The organism is Gordonia sp. UBA7599, from assembly GCA_002477755.1.
Taxonomy (GTDB): domain Bacteria; phylum Actinomycetota; class Actinomycetes; order Mycobacteriales; family Mycobacteriaceae; genus Gordonia.
The window spans coordinates 18,600-39,467 of the sequence record DLKD01000118.1 but is presented as its reverse complement, the minus strand read 5'-3'; the positions used below and the strand labels follow the sequence as shown (position 1 = coordinate 39,467).

Below are 20,868 nucleotides of genomic sequence, written 5' to 3'. Positions count from 1 at the left end.
AGTTCTTGGTGCCGTCGATCGGGTCGATCACCCACTGACGCCCGACCGCCAGCGCCTCGCCGCCGAACTCCTCGCCGAGGATCCGGTCGTTGGGCAGCGCCGTCCCGATCCGATCGCGCAGCAGAGTCTCGCAGGCCAGGTCGGCGTCGGACACCGGCGTCAAGTCGGGTTTGGTGTCGACCTGCAGGTCGAGCGCGCCGAAGCGCGGCAGGGTGAGCGCATCGGCGGCGTCGGCGAGTGCCAAGGCGGTGGCTAGGTCGGTCATGAGCAAATAGGGTATCGGTCATGCTCATCGGTTTGGTCGTAGCGATCGCCCTGGCCGCCGTCGCGGTCGCCTTGATCATCAACCTGCGCGGCGGGCGCCAGCCATCGGCGGCGAAGCTCGCCGCGATGAGCGCCGGGACGCTGACCCTGACCGGCGTGAGCCCCCGCCCCGACGCGGGAGACAAGAACGGGCAGGCGTTCGTCACCGTCTCCGGCACCGTCTTGGGCCCCGACATCGCGCCCACCGAGGTGTACGGCGGGTTCGTGTGGTCGCTGGACGCGCCCTGGCCGCAGATCGGGCAGGACATGCCGGTGCGCTACGACCCGCGCAAGGTGGACTCGTCGTGGGTGATCGCCGCCGACCCGCAGTAACCGGGCATCGTGTGCTCGGTAGGCTGAGGACTTGTGCAGCCTGATGTGACCGCCGACCTGGAAGCCCTCGACGCGACGTTGACGACCGTCGAGAAGGTCCTCGACCTCGAGGAGCTCCGTCGGCGGATCGACGAACTGGAAATGCAGGCGTCCGACCCCGAGCTGTGGAACGACCAGGACCACGCGCAGAAGGTCACCAGCGCACTGTCGCACGCCCAGGCCGAGATGCGGCGCGTCACCGAATTGCGCCAGCGACTCGACGATCTGCCGGTGCACTACGAACTGGCCGACGCAGAGGAGGGCGACGATCGTGCGACGGCCCTGGCCGACGCCGACGCCGAGCGTGAATCGTTGCGCGGCGACATCGAGGCGATGGAAGTCAAGACGATGCTGGCCGGCGAATACGACCAGCGCGACGCCCTGGTGAACATCCGCTCCGGTGCCGGTGGCGTCGACGCCGCGGACTGGGCGCAGATGCTGATGCGCATGTACATCCGCTGGGCCGAGGCACACGGATACGGCGTCGAGGTGTACGACACCTCCTACGCCGAGGAGGCCGGGATCAAGAGCGCCACCTTCACCGTCAAGGCGCCCTACATGTACGGCACGCTGTCGGTGGAGCAGGGCACCCACCGACTGGTCCGGATCAGTCCGTTCGACAACCAGGGCCGCCGGCAAACGTCCTTCGCCGAGGTCGAGATCCTCCCCGTCGTCGAGACCACCGACCACATCGACGTCGACGAGAACGACATCAAGGTCGACGTGTACCGCTCGTCGGGCCCGGGCGGGCAGTCGGTGAACACGACTGACTCCGCGGTGCGCCTGACGCACATCCCGACCGGCATTGTCGTCACCTGTCAGAACGAGAAGAGCCAGCTGCAGAACAAGGCGTCGGCGATGCGGGTGCTGCAGGCCAAGCTGCTCGAGCGCAAGCGCGCCGAGGAACGCGCCGAGATGGACGCCCTCAAGAGCGATGGCGGGGCGAGCTGGGGCAACCAGATGCGCTCCTACGTGCTGCACCCGTACCAGATGGTCAAGGACCTGCGGACCAACCTCGAGAACAACAACCCGACCGCCGTGCTCGACGGTGAGATCGACGACTTCATCGAGGCCGGCATCCGCTGGCGGATGGCTGACGGCGGCAACGATGCAGACTGACCGTCTGGTGGACTCGACCGGCCGCGCACTGCACCACCTGGGCGACTGGCTGTACATCACCGCGCTACCGGCGTCGCTGTGGATCATCGGCGGCACACTCCTCGCCAAGTTCGTCGACTGGGTGCTCGAGCGCTTCGAGACCCGCGTCACCGCGCACTCGACGACCGGCGACGCCCTGGTCATGGCCGAGAACGCCAAGTACCTGCGAGCGATGCTGCAGGTGGTGCGCTGGACGTTGATCTCCTTGATCGCGCTTATCGTCGCCGTTCGCGTCCTCACGATGCTCGGTGTCCCGGTGGCCGGTCTCGTCGGTCCGGGCGCCTTGCTCGGTGCCGCCCTCGGTTTCGGTGCGCAGCGCATCGTGCAAGACCTGATGGCCGGCTTCTTCGTCGTCACCGAGAAGCAGTACGGGTACGGCGACCTGGTTTGCCTCGTGCTGCCCAGTGCCGTCCAGAAAGAGGGCCACGTCGAGGACGTCTCGCTGCGCGTCACACGGCTGCGGACCATCGACGGCGAGCTCATCACCGTTCCCAACGGCCAGGTGATCGCCGCGATCAACCAATCGAAGGACTGGGCGCGGGCCGTCGTCGATGTCGACTTCGCCGCCCACGTCGACCTGCGGGTGGTGAACAGCAAACTGGCCGACATCGGCGAGTCGTTCCGCAAGGACAAGGACTACGGGCCGCTACTCCTCGACGCCCCGGTGCCGCTGGGGGTCATCGAGATGGGGGCCGATACCTACACCATCCGCATCGTCGCGCGCACCCTGCCCGGAAAACAGTTCGAGGTGAGCCGCGACCTGCGTATCTTCCTGATCGAGGCGTTGCGGCAGGCCGGCATCGACGTCCGTTCGGGCTACAACCCGGACACGCCCGAAGACGAGGAGTAGCGATGAGCCGTACGTGGAGTCGCAAGCACATGTCGACGATCATCCTGTCGGCCCTCTTCGTCGGCCTACTCGCGGTGTACCTGTACACCCTCCCCGACGACGACGCGCGCAACGGGCCCGCGCGCCCGACGATCACCATCGAAAAAGTGCCCTCGACGCACTAGCGCGTGGTCGGGGGGCGGCGGCGCGCCTGAGGAGCCTGCTCAGGCGCCGTGGCTACACTGGCATCCCGTGATCAAGCTGGAGAACGTCACCAAGCAGTACAAGGCCTCGACGCGGCCGGCGCTGTCCAACGTGAGCCTCGAGGTGGGCAAGGGGGAGTTCGCCTTTCTCATCGGACCGTCGGGATCGGGCAAGTCGACCTTCTTCCGGATGCTCCTCAAGGAGGACAAGCCCACATCGGGTGACATCTGGATCGGCGAGTACCACGTCAACTCGCTGCGGGCCCGGCAGGTCCCCAAGCTGCGCCAGTCGATCGGTTGTGTCTTCCAGGACTTCCGGTTGCTGCAGCAGAAGTCGGTGGCCGAGAACGTCGCCTTCGCACTCGAGGTGATCGGCAAGCCGGCGTCGACGATCAACCAGATCGTGCCCGACGTCTTGGAGTACGTGGGCCTGGCCGGCAAGGCCGACCGTATGCCCAACGAACTGTCCGGCGGTGAGATGCAGCGCGTGGCGATCGCCCGGGCCATCGTCAACCGTCCGGTGGTGCTGCTGGCCGACGAGCCAACCGGCAACCTCGACCCCATCACCAGCCAAGAGATCGTGGAGGTGCTCGACCGTGTGAACCGGCGCGGCACCACCGTCGTCATGGCGACCCACGACCGCCAGATCGTCGATGCGATGCGACGGCGGGTCCTGGAGTTCGACAACGGCCACCTGGTCCGCGACGACAAGCACGGCGTGTACGGCATCGGCTGACGCACCACATTCGAGGAGAGCAGCAAACATGCGCGCCAATTTCATCATCACCGAAGTCCTCAACGGGCTGCGCCGCAACGTCACCATGACCGTTGCGATGATCCTCACCACCGCGATCACGCTGGGCATGCTGGGATCGGGCCTGCTGGTCATGCAGATGGCGACCAAGAGTGAGCAGATCTTCTTCAACCGCGTCGAGTTGCAGATCTTCGTCAACGACGACGTCGCCCGCGCCGATCCGAACTGTGAGAACGCGCCGTGCTCGCAGCTGCGTGACGAGTTGAAGAAGGAACCCGGCGTCACCAACGTCACCTGGGTCAATCTCGAAGAGGCCTACAAGGCCGCCAAGGAAGCGTTCAAGAACTCGCCGGAGATGGCCGACGCGGTGGAGCCCGACACGATGCCCGCGTCGTTCCGCGTCAAGGTCAACGATCCCGACAAGTACGGCGAGGTCATCGACAAGTTCGCCCAGCGTCGGGACCTGGGCGTCGACGGCGTGCAGGACCAGCGCAAGCTCGTCAACCGGTTGTTCAGCGTGCTGCGCGGAGCCCGCAATGCGGCGTTCGTGCTGTCGCTGATACTGGGTGTCGTGGCGGTGCTGCTGATCGCCAACACCGTCCAGATGGCGGCGTACACCCGGCGCACCGAGGTATCGATCATGCGCCTGGTGGGCGCGACGCGCTGGTACACGCAGCTGCCATTCCTCATCGAGGCGGTCGTGGCCGCGACCATCGGCACCGTGCTGGCCGTCGTCGGGCTGCTCATCGGCAAGAAGTTCTTCTTCGACGAAGCGCTCAACGACCTCTACGGCGTCAACATCCTGGCTCGGGTGACCAACGAGGACGTCCTGTTCGTGTCGCCGTGGCTGTTGCTGACCGGAATTGTGTTGGCGAGCGTGACGTCATATGTCACTCTGCGGTGGTACGTGCGCGAGTGATCGCGCAACCACGCGGAAAGGACCGGCGGTGAAGGAAAAGGGTCGCAAGGTGATCGCGACCAATCGAAAGGCGCGCCACAACTACGCCATCCTCGACACCTACGAGGCGGGAGTCGCCCTGCTCGGCACCGAGGTGAAGAGCTTGCGCGACGGCAAGGCGTCGCTGGTCGACTCGTTTGCGACCATCGACGACGGTGAGGTGTGGCTGCGTGGGCTGCACATCGCCGAGTACGGGTCGGGTTCGTGGACCAACCACTCGCCGCTGCGTAACCGCAAACTGCTGCTGCACCGGCGCGAGATCGACAACCTCGTCGGCCGGGTCCGCGACGGGAATCTGACGCTGGTGCCGCTGTCGCTGTACTTCAGCGACGGCCGCGTGAAGGTGGAGTTGGCGCTGGCCCGCGGCAAGCAGGCCCACGACAAGCGTCAGGACATCGCCAAGCGCACTGCGCGCCGCGAGGTCGAGCGCGAGCTGGGCCGTCGGGTCAAGGGCATGTAGCTCGGTGCCTCGGAACGGGCCGATCGATGCTGCGCGCAACCGGCTGGTGCTCCTCGTCGTGGCCGTTGTCCTGAGCGTGTTCTCGGTCAGCTGCTCGACCCAACGTGACGCGCCTGCACCCCAATCCACCATGACCGTGCAGGTGTCGCCGGACACCGACCCTGCACAGTTGCGCACCGAACTCACGGCTGCAGTCATGGTCCCGCGATCGTGGGTCATCAGCCGCTCGCCCGGCCGTCTATCGCCAGATGTCCGTGCCGTCATCGACAACAGCGCCGTCGTGGCGTTGGCGGCCGACGACCGACTCGCCGTCGGTGGAACCGTTCGTGACGACCCGGCCGTCCTCATCCGCTCACGCGCGATCGGGACGAAGGGGCTCATCGTGTCGCTGACCAATCGTCGCGACGAACCGGAGGAGGTCACCGTCGCCACTGGGGCACTCGGTCTTGTCGGGCAGATCCGTGCTATCGACGCATGGACCGAGCGCGAGTACACCTCGCACGACGGTCAGCTCGGCGGGATCGTCGGGGCAGGGGACACCCTGCTGCTGCAGATCGTGTGAGGCCTACCAGGAGGCGACGGGGGCTTCGCCGTTCCAGAAGTAGTTCGGCGTGACGACGTCCGATGGCCCTTGGAACGGGTCGTAGCAGCGCGCGCTCACCCTGTACTTGCCGGCTGGGACCGGCGGGAAGGCACCCGACCACGTCGATCCGACGGGGATCCGGCCCGCCTGCAACTGGCCCGGCGCGACGGGAGCGTGGCCGCCTTGGCGCAATCCGAAGACGCAGCCGCCGATGGTCCGACTGCCGGTGTTCGTCAGCGTCACGACGACTCCGATGCCGAAGGGGCCGGCGTCCTGCGAATGCGCCGACATCGTCGGTCCGGCGGCCGAGGCCGTCGTGACGGGGGCGACGATCGCGAGGGCGATTCCGGCGGTGACTGCCGCGATCCGGAGTTTCATGGGCGGCTCCTTCGAAAGAGGTGGAGCTGACACTACTTATCGTCCGGGGGATATCAGGATGAATTGTCCGACCCCGATGGTTACACTGGGTAGTCCGCCGCACCCGCGGCGGATCCCGCTCGGGGCTGATCGGTTTCGACTCTGTGCGTCGAGTTGGGGGAAGCGTGTCGGTGCAGGCTAGAGACCACCGTGAGCGTCGCAGCAACCAATTAAGCGCCGATTCCAATCAGCGCGACTACGCTCTCGCTGCCTAAGCAGCGAAGCTAGTCTGTCGGCCCGGGTGGTGTTCCCACACCCGGATGCCGGCATCAGCTTAGGGAACTCACCGACTCCGCCGGTCGCGGACGGGGTCGGGACATCACACAGCGACTGGGATCGTCATCTCGGCTTGTTCGCGTGTCCGAGAGATCCAAGTAGAGACACAGCGGACTGCACACGGAGAAGCCCCAGTGAAGCGGCGGAGGACCCGGGTTCAATTCCCGGCAGCTCCACGGCAAAGGCCCCCGACCGGCACGGTCGGGGGCCTTTCTCATGCACCGAGCACGTTTCCAACGTGGCGGGTAGGCCTACGACGCCGGCTTGTGTGGGACAGCCCCCAGCCGTGTTGGATTTGCAAGGATGGTTGACCATGACGGAGAACATCGTCGACCGCAGTGCCGCCGTCGCAATCGTGGGTGCCGGTCCGGCTGGCCTGAGTGTCGCTCGGATGTTCCGCATCTACGGCGTCGACTACGACCAATTCGAGCGACACAGTGGTGTCGGGGGCATCTGGGACATCGAGAACCCGGGTAGCCCGATGTACGAGTCGGCCCACTTCATCTCCTCCCGCGACATGTCGGGTTTCTACGACTATCCGATGCCCAAGTCGTTCGCCGACTACCCGACCCGCAAGCAGATCCTCCAATACACGCAGTCCTTCGCCGACGATTTCGGGCTTGTCGACGGGATCGAGTTCAACAACGGTGTCGCGCGCGTTGAGGAGGATGGCGATGGCTGGCTCGTCACGACAGACGACGGCACAACCCGCCGGTACAAGGGGGTGGTCTGCGCTTCCGGCACGAACTGGTCCCCGCGGATGCCGCAGCACCTGGGTGAATTCGACGGTGAGATCAGGCATGCGGTGACGCATCGGAGCGCCCGTGAATTCCAAGGCAAGCGAGTGCTCGTCGTCGGCCTGGGAAACTCGGCTGCCGATATCGGCTGCGACGCCGCACAGCACGCCGACGTGGCGTTCATCAGCACCCGCCGCGGCTACCACGTCATTCCCAAACACCTATTCGGTGTGCCCGTGGACCAACTCGACGACGGGCCCGTCGCCATCCCGCGCTGGATCGAACGTCCGGTGATGACTGGGCTGCTCCGGCTGATCGTCGGCGATTTGACGCGGTGGGGGCTGCCCAAGCCCGACCACCGGCTCTTTGAATCCCATCCGCTCCTGAACAGCCAATTGCTGCACCACCTCCAGCACGGCGACCTCACGGTGGTCCCGGAGATCGACCACTTCGACGGTCCCGACGTCGTGTTCGTCGACGGCAGTCGCGAGCAGGTCGACCTGGTCCTCTACGCGACCGGGTATCAAATGACGATCCCCTACGTCGACGAGAGCTACTTCGCATGGAACGGTGACCGTCCCGCCCAGTACTTGACGGCGTTCAACCGTACTCACAAGAACTTGTTCACCCTCGGCTACATCGAGACCAACTCAAGCGCCTACACGCTGTTCGACAACATCTCGAACCTGGTGGCGCAGTACGTCGCCGCACAGGATCGCGCCCCCGCCCTGGCCGCTCGATTCGACGACCTCATCGTGAGGGACAACCCCGACCTGAGCGGCGGCCTCGCGCTTGTCGAGTCGGATCGGCACAAGGGCTACATCGACTCGAAGACGATCAGGAAGAACATTGCGCGGGTCGTGAAGAAGACCGGCTTCGTTCCCCTGACCCCGGGGTTCGCCGACTCGCTGTCCCACTGTGGCGACGGTCACGATTAGCCCTGCTCAGCCGTGAGTCGCCTCACAGAGAATATAGGGACAATCACGGCTGTATAACAGAACGATAACGTATCTGAACTGGGGAAATGCGCAGAAATGCCGAAGAATTGCGCGTGCAAACATGTATCGGGCCGATATGACGTTTGCACGGAAAGGCCGTAGGTTCGCTTCTCGTAACAAGCCCGGAGCAGATCATTCGGGCACGACGAGGAGAAGTACACACCATGAACATCACCAAACTCGCCGCTCGCACCGCCATCGCCGGCGCGCTGATCATCGCCCCCGCGGCCGGCATCGTTGCCACCGCCAATGCCGCCAGCGGCAACTGGGACGCCGTCGCGCAGTGCGAGAGCGGCGGCAACTGGGGCATCAACACCGGCAACGGCTACTACGGCGGGCTGCAGTTCAGCCCGAGCACGTGGCAGGCCAACGGTGGTACCGGCATGCCCCACACCGCCACCCGCGAAGAGCAGATCCGCGTCGCTGAGAACACCTTGGCCAGCCAGGGCATCGGCGCGTGGCCGTCGTGCGGTAGCCGTCTGTACAGCTAAGAGCTGATACCGCGCAGAACGTCGGGCGCGGTCGCTGGTGGATGACAAATCCACCTGCGACCGCGCTCGTTCTGCGTTACGAGGTCAATCCTCGACGGTGCGCGCGCCCGCACTCTTCCGGAAAGCGGTGGGCGGCATCCCGAACCATCGGCGGCAGGACCGGGTGAGCACACTCTGTTCGGCGTAGCCGAGTTCACGGCAGAGGTGGTCCAGGCTCATGTCGGTGTCGAGCAGCAGTCTTCTGGCGGTCTCGCGACGCGTGGTATCGACCAGGTCCTCGAAGCTGACTCCCTCGGCGGTGAGTTTGCGCTGAAGCGCCTTCGGGTGGAGGTCGAGGTAGCGCGCGACGTCGTCGAGCCGGACTGCGCCCGACGGTAAGAGTTGCCGGATCAGGGTGCCCGCAGCGGCGCTCGTCGTGGTGTTGTAGTCGCCGACGGTGGACGACAGGAAATCGATTGCCGTCTGATGTGCCAACCGATCGGTTGGCAGGCGTCGCTCCAAGTCGCTGGTTCGGAGCGTAAACGCGGCCACCGGTTCGGAGAACTCCGCGCGACAGCCGAAGTAGCCGCGGTAGGAATCGGGCGAAGACAGCGGGGCGTGCGGGAGGTGGACGGCGAGGGGGCAGTACGTCGGGCCGAGGAAGAGGCGAAGAAGCTTGAGGACCACGCCCATGGAGAGTTCGATTGCCTGGCTCCACGGTTCGGGCTTGAGCAAGTAGTCGAACTCGAAACGGTAGCGATCGGCGGCGGCGGGGTCCGGCACCATGCGTGCGCTGATCGATGGGCTGTACGCGGCCATGAACCGGTCGAAGATGGCGAAGGCCTCGGCCACGGTTTCCGCGTTGCGTCCGGCCAGGCCGACCGGGCCGAGGATGTCGATCCCCTGTCGCGTGGCCAGGCGCCGGCCGAGATCGGGTACGTCCAAGGATGCTGACGCGTCCTCGAGCGCCCGGATCCCGCCCGGCAGCGAGATGAATCGGTCGTGGCGGCCGATGTCCGCGTAATCGAGACCGGCTGACTCGATGAAACTCAGCGGGTCGCCGCCGAGCTGTGTGATCAGCTCGGGGAATTCGACCAGTGCGGTACCGCGAATCAGGGGCATGTCTTGAACTGTCAAGTATCTGTCTTGAAGTGTCAAGACCCGCAGTCCCGTTGCCGCCTAGCGTGAGTCCCGGGATGGGGGCCGTGCCGGGCGGTCCCCATCTCGTACCCCTCGTACCTGGCGGTTTGCCGAGACTAGGAGAGTCCCGATGGCTTCGAAGACGGCCGATGACGGCGTGATCTCACCGGTGCTGCCCGACGGCGGCGTACTGCCCTTCCCGCCGGTGCCGTCGGGCAGCATCGCGGGTCGAACCCTGCAGGAGTCGACCTACCATCCGCGTCAGATCCCCAAGCGCTTGCACGACGGCTCGCCCAATATCGTCATCGTCCTCATCGACGACGCCGGCCCGGGCCTGCCGTCGACGTTCGGCGGCGAGGTCACGACCTCGACGCTGGACAAGATCTGCGACGAGGGTGTCACCTACAACCGGTTCCACACGACGGCCATGTGCTCGCCGACGCGCGCGTCGCTGCTGACCGGGCGCAACCACCACGAGATCGGCAACGGCCAAATCGCGGAACTGGCCAACGACTGGGACGGCTACGCGGGCAAGATCCCTCGGTCCAGTGCCACCGTCGCCGAGGTGCTCCGCCAGTACGGCTACGCGACGTCGGCCTTCGGCAAGTGGCACAACACGCCCGCCGAGGAGACCACCGCGGCCGGGCCGTTCGACAACTGGCCGACCGGGCTGGGGTTCGAGCACTTCTACGGCTTCCTCGCCGGTGAGGCGTCGCAGTACGAGCCCAACCTCGTCCGCAACACCACGATCGTTCCACCTCCCCGCACCGCAGAGGAGGGCTACCACCTCTCCGAAGACCTGGCCGACGAGGCCATCTCCTGGTTGCGCCAGCACAAGGCGTTCAACGCCGACAAACCGTTCTTCATGTACTGGGCCAGCGGCTGCTTGCATGGCCCGCACCACATCATGAAGGAGTGGGCCGACAAGTACGCCGGCAAGTTCGACGACGGCTGGGACGCCTACCGCGACCGCGTGTACGCCCGCGCCAAGGAAAAGGGCTGGATCCCGCAGGATTGCGAGCTCACCGAGCGCCACGAGCAGATGGCGGCGTGGGACGACATCCCCGACGACGAGAAGCCGTTCCAGCGCCGGTTGATGGAAGTCGCCGCTGGTTTCGGCGAGCACGTCGACGTCCAGGTCGGCCGACTCAACGACGAACTCGAAGCACTCGGCTACGCGGACAACACCCTGTTCGTCTATATCTGGGGTGACAACGGATCGTCGGGTGAGGGCCAGAACGGCACCATCTCCGAGTTGCTCGCGCAGAACGGCATCCCGACAACGGTGCGCCAGCATATCGATGCGCTCGACGAACTCGGTGGTCTCGATGTGCTGGGCTCGCCGCTCGTGGACAACCAGTACAACGCCGCGTGGGCGTGGGCGGGCAGCACGCCGTACAAGGGCATGAAGCTGATGGCCTCGCACCTGGGTGGAACCCGCAATCCGATGGCGATCCGCTGGCCGGCCAAGATCAAGCCCGACGCGGTGCCGCGCGATCAGTTCCTGCACTGCAACGACGTCGTGCCGACCATCTACGAGATCCTTGGAATCGTCCCGCCGCAGACGGTGAACGGCGAGCCGCAGATGCCGATTGCGGGCGCCAGCTTCGCCGCGACCCTGACCGATCGGACAGCAGCGGGCGGCAAGGAAACGCAGTACTTCGAGATCATGGGCAGCCGCGGCATCTATCACGAGGGCTGGTTGGCCGGTGCCGCCGGTCCGCGGCTGCCATGGGTGCCGGGACTGCCTCCAGGCATGGCCACCTGGACGCCCGACGAGGACGTCTGGGAGCTGTACAACCTCGACGAGGACTGGTCGCAAGCACATGACTTGGCCGCCGAGCAGCCCGAAAAGCTCGCCCAGATGCGAGAGATCTTCATGGTGGAGGCTGCGAAGAACGAGGTGCTCCCGGTCGGCGGCGGCCTGTGGGTGCCTGTTTACCACCCCGAGTTGCGAGTCGCACCGCCCTACCGGGAGTGGGATTTCGCCGGGGACATGACCCGGATGCCCGAGTTCTGCGCCCCGGCGTTGGGTACCAAGAACAATGTGGTGACGATGGACGTCGACATCCCCAAGAACGCGAGTGGGGTGCTGTACGCGCTCGGGTCGGGTGCCGGCGGGCTCACCTGCTACTTGGATGATGGCTACCTCACCTATGAGTACAACCTGTTCCTCATGCAGCGCACGAAGATTCGTTCGGCGGCGAAGGTGTCGGCTGGCCGGACAACCCTCGTTGTGACGACGACGCACACCGATGCGAGTCCGGCTGGGGCACTTGACATCACTGTCACGATCGACGGTACGACCGTCGCCGCCGGAAAGGTACCTGTCAGCGTGCCGATACTGTTCACGGCCAACGACTGCCTCGACATCGGGACCTGCCTGGGCTCGCCCGTATCGATGGACTACCGGGAACGGGCGCCCTTCGCCTTCGAAGGGCGAATCCACCGGGTCCACGTCGCCTACACATGAGAAGGTGACGACGTGCCCAATCCATTGACTACGCCCAAGGCGGCGGCCTTGGCCGGCGTGCTGTTCGCCCTGTTGTTCGGCGTTGCCATCGTGCTGCTCCACGGCTCGATGCCCGACGACGGGGAGGACATCACCGGGCCTTTGTCCTCGGAACTGTGTTCTCGGATCACGCTGGCCGCGCACCTGATGCCCTTTGCTGCGATCGCGTTCCTCTGGTTCATCGCTGTCGTGCGGGACTACCTGGGCCGGGTCGAGGACCGGTTCTATTCGACGGTCTTCCTGGCCAGTGGTCTGCTGTTCTTGGCACTGATGCTGGTGGCCACCGCCGGGGCAGTGGGCGTCGTGGTCGCGAGCAAGGGTTCCGACACCGAGACGGGTCGGACGATGATGTCCTTCGGCGCCGGCTTCGCCGCGTCGGCGAGCAAGACCTTCGCCTTGCGGATGGGTGCGGTGTTCATGATGTCGCTCGCCACGATCTGGTTGAAGACCAAGACGATGCCGACGTGGCTGGTGGTCCTCACCTACGTATCGGCCGTCGCGCTGCTGTTCGTCAGCGACCTGTCGAAGTGGGTCCTGCTGGCATTTCCCATCTGGGTGCTCGTCGTCAGTGTGATGATCCTGGCCCGATCGCACCACTGGGTGGCGGCCGCCGGTACGGCCCGGTGACCGCTGACGAACCCCTCGAGTTCGACCGGTCGACGCAGCTGGCGCTCGAGCGCACCCGGCTCGCACTCGAGCGCACGACGATGGCTTGGATCCGCACGAGCACCTCGTTGATCGCCTTCGGGTTCACCATCTTCAAGTTCTTCGAATACCGCCAAGAGGAGCACAAGGAGACGATCACCAGTCCGCTCGTCGTCGGACTGACGATGATCATCGTCGGGATGCTGGCGCTGGTCCTCGCGACGATCCAGCACTTTCAGCAGTCCAAAGACATGCGGCGCGAAGACCCCGACCTGCCCTTCTCGCTGGCAGGGATCATGGCCGGTCTGATCATGATCCTCGGGATGGTCGCGCTCGTCGCCGTCGCATGGCGCCTGTAGGGCGCTGACGGCTAGGACCTCCCGGCGACGAGGAGCATCGGCATCGCCGATTTGTCGAGGTACGGATTGTCGTCCTGCGTCGCGACCAGCTCTTCGGCATCCTCGATCGACGCGACGGTCGGCCCTGAACCCAGCAATGGCCTCTTCGCGGACTCAGGCATCGCTCGCAGTGCGAAGAGTGCGATCGCGGCGAAGAACATGATGTAGAGCGCGGGGGCGAACTTGTTGTCGGTCCAGTTAACGAGTAGATCGGCGACTAGCGGTGTCGTGCCCGCGAACAGGGAGGCGGCGATGTTGTAGGTCAGGCCCATGCCGCCGAACCGTGATGCCGTCGGGAAAAGCGCGGGCAGCGCCGAGGCGGTCATCGAGACATAGAAGGCAACCGGGATGGCCACCATCCCCAGTGCGACGAACGTGACCCAGCGGTGGTTGTGAGACTGCTGCAGGATCTTGAACGCCGGCAGCATGAGTAGCAGCGTCGACAGCACTGCGATGTAGTAGATCGGCTTTCGGCCGATGCGGTCGGACCACCGGCCGATGAACGGCAGTATGAGCGACATGACGACCAGCACCGGGACCGTCGCGACCGCTGCCTGCAGTGGCTCGACGTCGACCTCTTTCTCCAGGTAGGTCGGCATGTAGCTGGTCAGGGCATAACCCGCTGTGCCCTCAGCGGCGACGAGGGAGATACCGATGAGAATCGGCTTCCAGTAGTAGCGGATGAGACCGCCGACACCGTGGCGCACCCGCAGGTCGTGGGGGTCGAGCTTCACCTCTGCCTCGGCGGCCGCGGCTTGCTCTTCGGCGGTCATCTCGAAGCTCGGGGTCTCCGGGATGCGCAAGCGGAACCAGATGGCCACCGCACCCAACGGAAGTGCGACGAGGAACGGGACGCGCCAGCCCCAGTCTTCCATCGTGTCGGTGCCCAAACTCACCGTCGTCAGTGCCACGACCGAAGCTCCGGCGGCGAAGCCGAGGTAGGAGCCCATGTTCAGCATCGACGCCCAGAAGCCGCGCTGCTTGTCGGGGGAGAACTCTGCGACGTAGGTCGAGGCGCCGGCGAACTCACCGCCGGTGGAGAAGCCCTGCAGCATCTTCAGCAGGTACAGCGGGATGATCACCAGCATGCCCTTGCCCTCGCCCAACCACGACTCCATCTGGTCCGACGTCGGCAGCAATCCGATCAGCGCGGTGGCGCTGGCCATGATCGCCATCGTGAAGTAGAGGACGCGCTGTCGGCCGATCCGGTCGCCGATCGGCCCGAGGATGATGCCGCCGAGCGGGCGGACGAGGAAGGAGACCGCGAAGCCGAGGAGGGCCAGCGTCAAGCCGAGTTCCTCGCCGAATTCCTTGAGGAAGACTTCCTTCATCGTGATGGCGAGATAGCCGTAGATCCCGAAGTCGTACCACTCCATGAAGTTGCCGACGAAGGCACCGGAGAGGGCCGTGCGCATCTTCGATTTCTCGACGACGATCACGTCGGAGACCTCGAGGGGACGCACCGTTTCGGTGGTGGCCGTCGCTGGTGTGGGGTCCTGCTCGGCCATTTGTCCTCCTCGTAGTGCGATGCGGACCAGTGTCCGTTTGGGGGAGGTTACGCGGTTACTCGGCAGTCGGTGCGCCGTCGCGATTACCGAACATCGCGCAGCAGGTCGTCGACAAAACCGAGCGCCGAACCCTGCCAGGTGGCGATGTGGTCGAGCATGGCGTGACCGCCTCCGGGAACCTCGACATACGTCGCGTCGACGCCGCGTTCGCGCAGTTCGGCGATGCCCTTGGCGGTGCGCCGCGCGTAGGTGACGGTGTCGGCGGAGCCGTGCAGGGCGAGCACCTTGGCGCCGCCGTTGATCTCGCGCCAGTCGGCGAACTGCCACCACGGTGCGAGTCCGAGGACGCCGAGCACGCGACGGTCAGCGCCGAGCTGGGCGGCGACCCGCCCGCCCATCGAGTGGCCGATCACGGCGATCGGTGCACCGGGATTGCGGCGTGCGACCGAGTCCAGTGCCGCCCGCGCGTGCCACATCGGGCTGGCCTGTCCGCCGTTCCAGCCGTATACCCGGTAGCGGACCTGCTCGACGTCGACGGCGCTGCCGAAACGGGCCTTCAGTGACCAGGTGAACGGGTACATCCGCAGCGCGGAGTTCTGCAGCGGGGAGAACGGCTTGTAGGAGTAATCGGTGCCGCCGGGCAGCACGAGGACGCCGAGGCGAGCAGCCATGGGGCGGGAGCCTCCGAAAGATCGAGGGGATGGTGGTCACCCGACAGGATAATCGCGGTGGTCGCGGGCTCTGACGGTGGCAGACTTGGGGCATGGCTGCCCACCCGCGCGCCGGTACGCCGGCCACTCCTGAGGACCTGATCGACGTCGACGCCGTCGAGCGCGCGTATTACGACTTGGCGCCCGATCCCGCCAACCCGGATCAGCAGGTCGTCTTCGGTACGTCGGGGCACCGCGGGGCGAGTCTGGACCGGGCTTTCAACGAGAACCACATACTGGCGACGACCCAGGCGATCGTGGAATACCGCCGCCAGGCCGGGATCGCCGGACCACTGTTCATCGGGTTCGACACCCATGCACTGTCGGTCCCGGCGTGGCGCACCGCCCTGGAGGTCCTCGTCGCCGGGGGCGTCGAGGTCCGCACCGCTGCCGGCGATGCTGTGACACCGACGCCGGCGGTGAGCCGCGCGATCCTCGAGTTCAACGCCGAGCACGACGCGATGGCCGACGGCATCGTCGTCACCCCCAGCCACAACCCGCCGCGCGACGGCGGATTCAAGTACAACCCGCCGTCGGGTGGACCCGCAGATTCAACGATGACGTCGATGATCGCCGTCCGCGCCAACCAGATCCTCGCCGACGGCCTGCGTGAGGTGCGCCGTGTTCCATTCGAGAAGGCCCGCGCCGCCGCTGTCGACTATTCCTTCCTCGACCACTACGTCGACGCGCTGGACTCGGTTGTCGACCTGCGGGCCATCGCCGGTGCCGGGATCCGGATCGGGGCCGACCCGCTGGGCGGTGCATCCGTCGACTACTGGGCGGCGATCGGAGAGCGGTGCCTGCCGTCGCTGGAGGTGGTCAACCCGACCACCGATCCGGCCTTTGGCTTCATGACCCTCGACACCGATGGCAAGATCCGGATGGATTGCAGTTCCCCTAACGCGATGGCCTCGCTGATCGCCGCGCGCGACCGCTACGACATCGCGACCGGCAACGACGCGGACTCCGACCGGCACGGGATCGTGACGCCCGACGGCGGTCTGATGAACCCCAACCACTACCTGGCGGTGGTGATCGACTACCTCTTCACCCACCGCGACGGGTGGAGCGAGGGCGCCGCCGTCGGCAAGACCCTGGTGAGTTCATCGCTGATCGACCGCGTCGTCGCCGGAATCGGACGCAGCCTCATCGAGGTGCCCGTCGGTTTCAAGTGGTTCGTCGACGGACTGCTCAGCGGCACGATCGCCTTCGGCGGCGAGGAGAGCGCGGGAGCGTCGTTCCTGCGGTTCGACGGCGGGCCATGGTCGACCGACAAGGACGGCATCATCATGGCACTGCTGGCGTCGGAGATCCTCGCGGTCACCGGCCAGACGCCGAGCCAACGCTTCGCCGAGCTCGCGCAGCGCTACGGCAGCTCGTCGTACGCGCGCACCGACGCCCCGGCGAACCGGCAGCAGAAGGCGGTGCTGGCCGCTCTCACGCCCGATCGGGTCACCGCGCGCGAACTCGCCGGCGAGGAGATCACCGCGGTCATGACTCGCGCCCCCGGCAACGACGCACCCATCGGTGGGTTGAAAGTCACCACGGCCAACGCGTGGTTCGCGGCCCGGCCGTCGGGGACCGAGGACGTCTACAAGATCTATGCCGAGTCGTTCCTCGGCGAGGAGCACCTGCACCGCGTGCAGGAGGAGGCTCAGGGTGTGGTCGACGCGGCACTCGCTGACGGCTGAGACTGCGACGGCTTGCCGCCGAGGTCTTAGCAGCGTCTCAGTGCCGCTCGGGTAGCGTTGCGGGCCAGTACTGCTATTCATCAGAAGCAAGGAGTCACCACGTGAGTGCCAAGTCGGGCCCCGCGATTCCCAAGGTCAAGGGCGGCGGCTACAAGCCCCAGTCATCGTCGAACGTGCTCACCTACATCCTGGTGACCGTCGGAGTGATCGCGGTGGCCGCGCTCGTCATCGGCGGGGTCGTGCTGAGCGCCAACCGTTCGAGCGATCCCGGTCTGGACCCCAACGGCACCGTCACCGCCGGCAACACGGACCTGACGGTCGGAGCCGCGGCGGCACCGGTGACCATCGACATCTTCGAGGATGCGATGTGCCCGGCATGCGGCAACTTCGAGAAGACGCAGGGCGCGAGCGTCGCCGACGCGGTGCGCGGCGGAAAGCTACGGGTCCGCTATCACATGCTCAACTTCCTCAACGACGCGTCGCCGTCGCGAGACTACTCCACCCGCGCCGGGGCCGCGATGCAGTGTGTGGCGGGCGAGAAGAACCAGGACGTGTTCCTGAAGTTCCACAGCCTGTTGTTCGAGAACCAGCCGGTCGAGGGCGGCAGCACCGACCACACCAACGAGGACTTGGCGAAGCTGGCCCGCGAGGCTGGTGCCAACGATTCGACGCAGCGCTGCATCGCCACCGGCGCCCAGGTGCAGGCTGCCGCGCAGGCCGCGCAGCAGTCGATGAATCAGCTTTCCAAGGCCGTCGGCGGCCAGGTCAGCACCCCGTCGGTGCTGCTGGAGGGCAAGAAGGTCGACGTCTCCAACCCGAACTGGTTGGCCGACATCTTGAAGGACGCCAAGTAGAGATCACCGCCTCCGTCGGGATTTGGAGGCGATGATCGCAATGGTGTAGTTTCGCTAGTGCGCTCGAGACGGCCCCGGCCGTCGGAGGCGCTGGTGAAAACTACACACGGGGCTATGGCGCAGCTGGTAGCGCACCACACTGGCAGTGTGGGGGTCAGGGGTTCGAGTCCCCTTAGCTCCACCCGAGAACGGCCTGGTCAGAGACACTCTGACCAGGCCGTTCTGGTGCTACCGTGAAATCATGAGTACGGAGATCCCGGTCCCGCCGCCGGAGCTACAACTCGATCCGGAACCGACGTTGCGCGACAACCTGACGAGTCATCGGTTCGAACTGTGGTCGGGTGAGGAACTCATCGGTCTCGAAGGCTATCGGCGCTTCGACGACGGGACGCTGATCCTTCTGCACACCATCGCCACCGACCAGTATGAGCGGCATGGGTTCGCGCGGCTGCTGGTGAAGTCGGTACTCGACGACGCCGCGTCCAAGGGCATCAAGATCAGTCCCGTATGCACGTACGTGCAATCGTTCCTGGTGCGCTTTCCGCAGTATCAGGAGCTCGTCCACGAGGATCCCGACAGCCTCGATGTGACGCACTAATCCAACACGACGCGCAGCGATCCTACTTGCGGTGATGTTGGCAGTCTCCTCGTTGAGTTGGAAACGCGGGATTGGCGACGTTGCGCGGCCACGTCCAGGCGCAGCGCAGGATGAAGCCGAGCAGCAGCACCTCGAGCCCGATGGAGAGGCCGAAGAAGTACGAGTAGGCCCACGTCCCGCCGACAGCGTTGAACACCGACACCGGGATGTAGATCGCGGCGACGACGAGGTTCGTGGTGCGGTTCACCCGGGCGGGTAGCACCACGGAGAGCATCACCATCATCGACGGGATCGCTATCAGCGTGAGCGCGAAGCTCATGAAGGTCGGGCCGATGTTGAACTCGAAGACGGTGCCGGCCAACAGGTCCGCGACAAAACCGGGTTTGTACAGGTGGAAGTAGTCGACGTAGATGACCAGGAACATGAAGCTGGTCCACGCGCCGGCGATCTTGGCCTGCACTGGGATCGGCGGGTTGTCGAGCTGGTTTGGGGTGTTCGTTTGGGTGGTCATGGTTCTTCCTTCTTGGTATTGAAGACACTCGTCAGCTGCGTCCGTCGATGACTCGTACACCGTACGTCGTACGATGTACGAGCAGCGTACACCGTACGAAGGACGTACGCTGAATGACGGTCAAGGCATTCGATTGAGCAAGGAGGCCCGTGTCTGCGAAGGAACAACCCGACGCCGCATCCGGTGCGGGGTTGAGCAAGACGCGGGTGGTGGAAGAGGCGGTTCGACTCGCCGACCGCGAGGGCGCCGACGGCCTGAGCATGCGCCGTCTTGCCGGCGAGCTCGGTGCGGGTGCGATGTCGCTCTACCACTACGTGGCGAACAAAGACGAACTGCTCGACGCGATGATCGACGTCGTCTTCGACCAGATCGAACTCCCGTCCGGCGATACCGACTGGATGTCGGCGATGCGACAGCGGGCGGTATCTGCGCGAGAGGTCCTCGCACGCCATCCGTGGGCGATCGGCCTGATGGACTCGCGGACCTCGCCCGGGCCCGCGCACCTGCGCCACCGCGAGGCGTTCACCGCCTGTTTGCGCAAGGCGGGCTTCTCAGTCGTCATGGCGACCCACGCCGGTTGGTTGCTCGACAGTTACGTCTACGGCTTCGTTCTGCAGGCGGCCAGTCTGCCGTTCGACAGCGCCGACGAGTTCAGCGACATGACCGAGGGGGTCTACCTGCCGCAGCTCCCTCCCGACGAGTTCCCCTACCTCAACGAGTCCGCCGCGGCGCTCGTCGCCGCCGGTTACGACCCGGCGGAGGAATTCCTCTTCGGCCTTGATCTTGTGCTCGCCGCTCTCGAGCCGTTGCGAGACACCGGATAGCCACTCAGCGGCCGAGGTCGGTGCGTGCGCCCCTGCCCGGGCGATTGCGCTGCCACTCGTCGATCGACTCGGGCAGCCAGCCGTACACGCGGCCGATCTTGGCATCAGCCGGCGGCATGTACCCCCGGCGGTCGTAGGACTTGATTGTGTCCTCGCTCAGGCCGAGGCGCCGCGCGACGTCACCGCGACTGAGGTAGACGACGGTGGTGCGCGGAGGCCGCTTCGCGGAGCTCACTGCACTGAACTTCCGGGCGACGATGCCATGAGCATCGGTACCAGGGCGCGATCGGCGAAAGACCGGATCGAGTCGGAGTCGTCGATGTCGATGATTCCACCGGGGATCAGGAGGCAACTCGCCAGCAATCTGGCGATCGCCTCGCCCGTGTGGTCGGCGTCGAGGCCGAAAGCGTGGCCTCGTCGCTGGTACACGCGAATCTCAGAGCCCACCACCGCGCCACCGAGTCGGAGTAGTGCCTGATCGTCTGCGCAGAATGCGGCGATGAGCGCCGCCGGGTTGTCGCGGGCCAGGGCGCGGACGACGGGGTTCTGTCGGACGAAGTCGGCGGCCGCCACGAATCCCGCGCGAATGCGCTCGGGTGTGTCGAGTCGGCCGGTGACCGCGGCGACGAGGTGCCCGGTCATCTGGATCCCCTCGCGATGCGCCCAGGCGGCCAGAAGTCCGTCACGGTCGGTGAAACGTCGGTAGATGGTCGCGCGGTTGACCCCTGCCCGTTTGGCGATGGATTCCATCGATACCTTGGCAAAGCCGTGCTGGGCGATTTCTGCGCCGGTGGCGTCGAGGATCAGCGCTTCGGTCCGGTCGCTTTCCGTTGGGCGTGTGGTCATCCCGGAGACGAAGTTGGCGATGAGGGTCTGCATATGGGCCCGTCACTGTTGTGCGAGGCGGCCGAGGGAGGCCGTCGAGAGTCGTGCAACAGATGCAAACACACTTGTTGCAT

General features: G+C 65.7%; 25 protein-coding genes, 1 tRNA gene and 1 other RNA gene. 19 read left to right on the top strand and 8 right to left on the bottom strand.

Annotated features, from left to right (window positions below; genetic code table 11):
- A partial coding sequence (locus tag B4L26_RS13350; RefSeq protein WP_290719394.1) for an inositol monophosphatase family protein occupies positions 1-265 on the bottom strand: 265 nt, incomplete at its 3' end.
- 20 nt (positions 266-285) lie between these two features.
- Here B4L26_RS13350 and B4L26_RS13345 point away from each other — a divergent pair.
- The 8 genes from B4L26_RS13345 (at position 286) to B4L26_RS13310 (ending at position 5,599) form a co-directional block, all read left to right on the top strand.
- Positions 286-636: a hypothetical protein gene (locus B4L26_RS13345; RefSeq protein ID WP_290719393.1), complete on the top strand. Its 351-nt coding sequence runs from the start codon at positions 286-288 to the stop codon at positions 634-636.
- Positions 637-669: 33 nt separating this feature from the next.
- The gene (prfB, locus tag B4L26_RS13340) at positions 670-1,794 is read left to right on the top strand and encodes a peptide chain release factor 2 (protein WP_290719392.1); all 1,125 of its coding nucleotides are present in this window, start codon (positions 670-672) and stop codon (positions 1,792-1,794) included.
- Positions 1,784-2,683, top strand: coding sequence for a mechanosensitive ion channel family protein (locus B4L26_RS13335; protein WP_290719390.1), 900 nt, complete (start codon positions 1,784-1,786; stop codon positions 2,681-2,683). Before prfB ends, B4L26_RS13335 begins: the two co-directional genes overlap by 11 nt.
- Positions 2,684-2,685: 2 nt before the next feature.
- Entirely contained in the window at positions 2,686-2,847 is a 162-nt protein-coding gene (locus B4L26_RS13330) for a hypothetical protein (RefSeq protein ID WP_290719388.1), read from the top strand.
- A 67-nt stretch (positions 2,848-2,914) separates the two neighbouring features.
- Positions 2,915-3,601, top strand: coding sequence for a cell division ATP-binding protein FtsE (gene ftsE, locus B4L26_RS13325; RefSeq protein WP_290719386.1), 687 nt, complete (start codon positions 2,915-2,917; stop codon positions 3,599-3,601).
- A 28-nt stretch (positions 3,602-3,629) separates the two neighbouring features.
- Complete coding sequence (gene ftsX / locus B4L26_RS13320) at positions 3,630-4,538, top strand: permease-like cell division protein FtsX (protein WP_290719384.1); 909 nt, start codon at positions 3,630-3,632, stop codon at positions 4,536-4,538.
- A 28-nt stretch (positions 4,539-4,566) separates the two neighbouring features.
- Positions 4,567-5,037: an SsrA-binding protein SmpB gene (gene smpB / locus B4L26_RS13315; RefSeq protein WP_290719383.1), complete on the top strand. Its 471-nt coding sequence runs from the start codon at positions 4,567-4,569 to the stop codon at positions 5,035-5,037.
- Between the two features lie 130 nt (positions 5,038-5,167).
- Positions 5,168-5,599 carry a hypothetical protein gene (locus tag B4L26_RS13310; protein WP_290719381.1) on the top strand — a complete coding sequence of 144 codons (432 nt, stop codon included), beginning with the start codon at positions 5,168-5,170 and terminating at the stop codon, positions 5,597-5,599.
- Positions 5,600-5,602: 3 nt separating this feature from the next.
- Here B4L26_RS13310 and B4L26_RS13305 read toward each other — a convergent pair whose 3' ends face one another.
- Entirely contained in the window at positions 5,603-5,998 is a 396-nt protein-coding gene (locus B4L26_RS13305; protein ID WP_290719379.1) for a hypothetical protein, read from the bottom strand.
- Between the two features lie 121 nt (positions 5,999-6,119).
- On the opposite strand from B4L26_RS13305, the gene ssrA reads away from it, so the two are divergent.
- The 3 genes from ssrA (at position 6,120) to B4L26_RS13290 (ending at position 8,539) form a co-directional block, all read left to right on the top strand.
- Positions 6,120-6,492, top strand: a transfer-messenger RNA (tmRNA) gene (gene ssrA, locus B4L26_RS13300).
- Between the two features lie 134 nt (positions 6,493-6,626).
- Positions 6,627-7,988 (top strand): flavin-containing monooxygenase, encoded by a 1,362-nt coding sequence (locus tag B4L26_RS13295; RefSeq protein ID WP_290719377.1) that lies wholly within the window; start codon positions 6,627-6,629, stop codon positions 7,986-7,988.
- A gap of 224 nt (positions 7,989-8,212) precedes the next feature.
- On the top strand, positions 8,213-8,539 hold the full coding sequence (locus B4L26_RS13290) for a transglycosylase family protein (RefSeq protein ID WP_290719376.1): 327 nt from the start codon (positions 8,213-8,215) through the stop codon (positions 8,537-8,539).
- Between the two features lie 84 nt (positions 8,540-8,623).
- Here B4L26_RS13290 and B4L26_RS13285 read toward each other — a convergent pair whose 3' ends face one another.
- The gene (locus B4L26_RS13285; protein WP_290719375.1) at positions 8,624-9,640 is read right to left on the bottom strand and encodes an AraC family transcriptional regulator; all 1,017 of its coding nucleotides are present in this window, start codon (positions 9,638-9,640) and stop codon (positions 8,624-8,626) included.
- 148 nt (positions 9,641-9,788) lie between these two features.
- Between B4L26_RS13285 and B4L26_RS13280 the strand changes: the two genes are divergently transcribed.
- Genes B4L26_RS13280 through B4L26_RS13270 form a run of 3 tightly spaced genes read left to right on the top strand, consistent with a single transcriptional unit; the run spans position 9,789 to position 13,174 of the window.
- On the top strand, positions 9,789-12,131 hold the full coding sequence (locus tag B4L26_RS13280; RefSeq protein WP_290719374.1) for an arylsulfatase: 2,343 nt from the start codon (positions 9,789-9,791) through the stop codon (positions 12,129-12,131).
- Positions 12,132-12,143: 12 nt separating this feature from the next.
- Positions 12,144-12,797: a hypothetical protein gene (locus B4L26_RS13275; RefSeq protein ID WP_290719373.1), complete on the top strand. Its 654-nt coding sequence runs from the start codon at positions 12,144-12,146 to the stop codon at positions 12,795-12,797.
- Positions 12,794-13,174 (top strand): YidH family protein, encoded by a 381-nt coding sequence (locus B4L26_RS13270; RefSeq protein WP_290719372.1) that lies wholly within the window; start codon positions 12,794-12,796, stop codon positions 13,172-13,174. The genes B4L26_RS13275 and B4L26_RS13270 overlap by 4 nt, the downstream gene beginning before the upstream one ends.
- A gap of 11 nt (positions 13,175-13,185) precedes the next feature.
- Here the strand turns inward: B4L26_RS13270 and B4L26_RS13265 are convergent, their stop codons facing one another.
- The gene (locus B4L26_RS13265) at positions 13,186-14,721 is read right to left on the bottom strand and encodes an MFS transporter (protein WP_290719370.1); all 1,536 of its coding nucleotides are present in this window, start codon (positions 14,719-14,721) and stop codon (positions 13,186-13,188) included.
- Positions 14,722-14,804: 83 nt separating this feature from the next.
- Complete coding sequence (locus B4L26_RS13260; RefSeq protein ID WP_290719369.1) at positions 14,805-15,392, bottom strand: alpha/beta hydrolase; 588 nt, start codon at positions 15,390-15,392, stop codon at positions 14,805-14,807.
- Between the two features lie 92 nt (positions 15,393-15,484).
- On the opposite strand from B4L26_RS13260, the gene pgm reads away from it, so the two are divergent.
- The 4 genes from pgm (at position 15,485) to B4L26_RS13240 (ending at position 18,574) form a co-directional block, all read left to right on the top strand.
- Positions 15,485-17,122 (top strand): phosphoglucomutase (alpha-D-glucose-1,6-bisphosphate-dependent), encoded by a 1,638-nt coding sequence (pgm, locus tag B4L26_RS13255; protein ID WP_290719368.1) that lies wholly within the window; start codon positions 15,485-15,487, stop codon positions 17,120-17,122.
- A gap of 101 nt (positions 17,123-17,223) precedes the next feature.
- On the top strand, positions 17,224-17,976 hold the full coding sequence (locus B4L26_RS13250; RefSeq protein ID WP_290719366.1) for a DsbA family protein: 753 nt from the start codon (positions 17,224-17,226) through the stop codon (positions 17,974-17,976).
- A gap of 108 nt (positions 17,977-18,084) precedes the next feature.
- Positions 18,085-18,157: transfer RNA gene (locus B4L26_RS13245), tRNA-Ala, on the top strand.
- A gap of 60 nt (positions 18,158-18,217) precedes the next feature.
- Positions 18,218-18,574: a GNAT family N-acetyltransferase gene (locus tag B4L26_RS13240; RefSeq protein ID WP_290719365.1), complete on the top strand. Its 357-nt coding sequence runs from the start codon at positions 18,218-18,220 to the stop codon at positions 18,572-18,574.
- A 22-nt stretch (positions 18,575-18,596) separates the two neighbouring features.
- Here the strand turns inward: B4L26_RS13240 and B4L26_RS13235 are convergent, their stop codons facing one another.
- Complete coding sequence (locus B4L26_RS13235) at positions 18,597-19,085, bottom strand: DUF6326 family protein (protein WP_290719364.1); 489 nt, start codon at positions 19,083-19,085, stop codon at positions 18,597-18,599.
- Between the two features lie 149 nt (positions 19,086-19,234).
- Between B4L26_RS13235 and B4L26_RS13230 the strand changes: the two genes are divergently transcribed.
- Complete coding sequence (locus B4L26_RS13230) at positions 19,235-19,909, top strand: TetR/AcrR family transcriptional regulator (RefSeq protein WP_290719363.1); 675 nt, start codon at positions 19,235-19,237, stop codon at positions 19,907-19,909.
- Between the two features lie 4 nt (positions 19,910-19,913).
- Here B4L26_RS13230 and B4L26_RS13225 read toward each other — a convergent pair whose 3' ends face one another.
- Both B4L26_RS13225 and B4L26_RS13220 read right to left on the bottom strand, forming a co-directional pair.
- A complete protein-coding gene (locus B4L26_RS13225) occupies positions 19,914-20,144 on the bottom strand; it encodes a helix-turn-helix transcriptional regulator (RefSeq protein ID WP_290719362.1) in 231 nt (76 codons plus the stop codon).
- The gene (locus tag B4L26_RS13220) at positions 20,141-20,788 is read right to left on the bottom strand and encodes a TetR/AcrR family transcriptional regulator (RefSeq protein ID WP_290719361.1); all 648 of its coding nucleotides are present in this window, start codon (positions 20,786-20,788) and stop codon (positions 20,141-20,143) included. Before B4L26_RS13220 ends, B4L26_RS13225 begins: the two co-directional genes overlap by 4 nt.
- Positions 20,789-20,868 lie beyond the last annotated feature (80 nt).